Annotated in this window: 2 protein-coding genes; both read left to right on the top strand. The window is 69.1% G+C overall.

Annotation, left to right across the window (positions count from 1 at the left end):
* Window positions 1–288: 288 nt before the first annotated feature.
* Window positions 289–1,677 (top strand): dihydrolipoyl dehydrogenase, encoded by a 1,389-nt coding sequence (lpdA, locus tag B9S61_RS12675; RefSeq protein ID WP_181007351.1) that lies wholly within the window; start codon window positions 289–291, stop codon window positions 1,675–1,677.
* 60 nt (window positions 1,678–1,737) lie between these two features.
* On the top strand, window positions 1,738–1,950 hold a 213-nt coding region (locus B9S61_RS12670), incomplete at its 3' end, for a biotin/lipoyl-containing protein (protein WP_308457764.1).

The raw sequence follows: 1,950 nt of genomic DNA, 5'->3' as shown, positions 1-1,950 counted from the left end.
GTCCGTCGCGTGGCGAACACGCGGGTGACACGTGGGGGATCGCGCCGCGCGGCGCAGCCGTGCACCGGGTACGGCCCGCGCCCCTGGTGGACCGCCCCGCCGTCCCCGGCGGGCGGACGTGGGACGCGTCACACAACGGCCCGGCGTCTCGTTCAGGCGTGACAAGTGCGAGGATAGGGCTCGGCAGGACAGGGCCCCACCTAAGGGCCGAGAACAAAGAGCGGCCGGACACCAGCCGCCGACCGGTCACTGGAGACCGGCGTGGCGCACATGCATGGAGGACGTGACGTGGCGAACGACGCCAGCACCGTTTTCGACCTAGTGATCCTCGGCGGTGGCAGCGGTGGGTACGCCGCAGCCCTGCGCGGGGCACAGCTGGGCCTGGACGTCGCCCTGATCGAGAAGAACAAGCTCGGCGGCACCTGCCTGCACAACGGCTGTATCCCCACCAAAGCCCTGCTGCACGCGGGCGAGATCGCCGACCAGGCCCGCGAGAGCGAGCAGTTCGGCATCAAGACGTCCTTCGAGGGCGTCGACATGGCGGGTGTGCACAAGTACAAGGACGACGTGATCGCCGGCCTGTACAAGGGCCTGCAGGGCCTGGTCGCCTCCCGTAAGGTCACCTACATCGAGGGTGAGGGCCGGCTGTCCTCCCCCACCTCCGTCGACGTCAACGGCCGGCGCGTCGAGGGCCGCCACGTCCTGCTGGCGACCGGCTCCGTGCCGAAGTCGCTGCCGGGCCTGGAGATCGACGGCAACCGCATCATCTCCTCCGACCACGCCCTGGTCCTGGACCGCGTGCCGAAGTCCGCGATCGTCCTGGGCGGCGGCGTGATCGGCGTCGAGTTCGCGTCCGCGTGGAAGTCGTTCGGCACCGAGGTCACGATCGTCGAGGGCCTCAAGCACCTCGTCCCGGTCGAGGACGAGAACAGCTCGAAGCTGCTGGAGCGCGCCTTCCGCAAGCGCGGCATCAAGTTCAACCTGGGCACCTTCTTCCAGAAGGCCGAGTACACCCAGGACGGCGTCAAGGTCACCCTGGCGGACGGCAAGGAGTTCGAGGCCGAGGTCCTGCTCGTCGCCATCGGCCGCGGCCCGGTCTCGCAGGGCCTGGGCTACGAGGAGGCCGGGGTCGCCATGGACCGCGGCTACGTCCTGGTCGACGAGTACATGCGCACCAACGTCCCGACGATCTCCGCCGTCGGTGACCTCGTCCCGACGCTCCAGCTCGCACACGTCGGCTTCGCCGAGGGCATCCTGGTGGCGGAGCGGCTGGCCGGTCTGAAGACCGTCCCGATCGACTACGACGGTGTCCCGCGGGTGACGTACTGCCACCCGGAGGTCGCCTCCGTCGGCATCACCGAGGCCAAGGCCAAGGAGATCTACGGAGCGGACAAGGTCGTCGCCCTGAAGTACAACCTGGCGGGCAACGGCAAGAGCAAGATCCTCAAGACCGCGGGCGAGATCAAGCTCGTCCAGGTCAAGGACGGTGCGGTGGTCGGCGTCCACATGGTCGGTGACCGTATGGGCGAGCAGGTCGGCGAGGCGCAGCTGATCTACAACTGGGAGGCGCTGCCGGCCGAGGTGGCCCAGCTCATCCACGCCCACCCGACGCAGAACGAGGCGATGGGCGAGGCCCACCTGGCCCTGGCCGGAAAGCCGCTCCACTCCCACGACTGACGCCCTCGGTCACCGGGCGCGACGACCAGACTTCCGCACTTCTAAGGAGCAACCGAAACCATGGCGGTTTCCGTAACCCTTCCGGCGCTCGGCGAGAGCGTCACCGAGGGCACTGTCACCCGCTGGCTGAAGGCCGAGGGCGAGCGCGTCGAAGCCGACGAGCCGCTGCTCGAGGTGTCGACCGACAAGGTCGACACCGAGATCCCGGCCCCTGCCTCCGGCGTGCTGTCCTCCATCAAGGTCGCCGAGGACGAGACGGTCGAGGTCGGCGCC

It is taken from the genome of Streptomyces sp. SM1, assembly GCF_002910825.1.
GTDB lineage: Bacteria > Actinomycetota > Actinomycetes > Streptomycetales > Streptomycetaceae > Streptomyces > Streptomyces okerensis.
The sequence above is the reverse complement of the archived record's forward strand: the minus strand, read 5'-3'. Positions and strand labels throughout refer to the sequence as shown.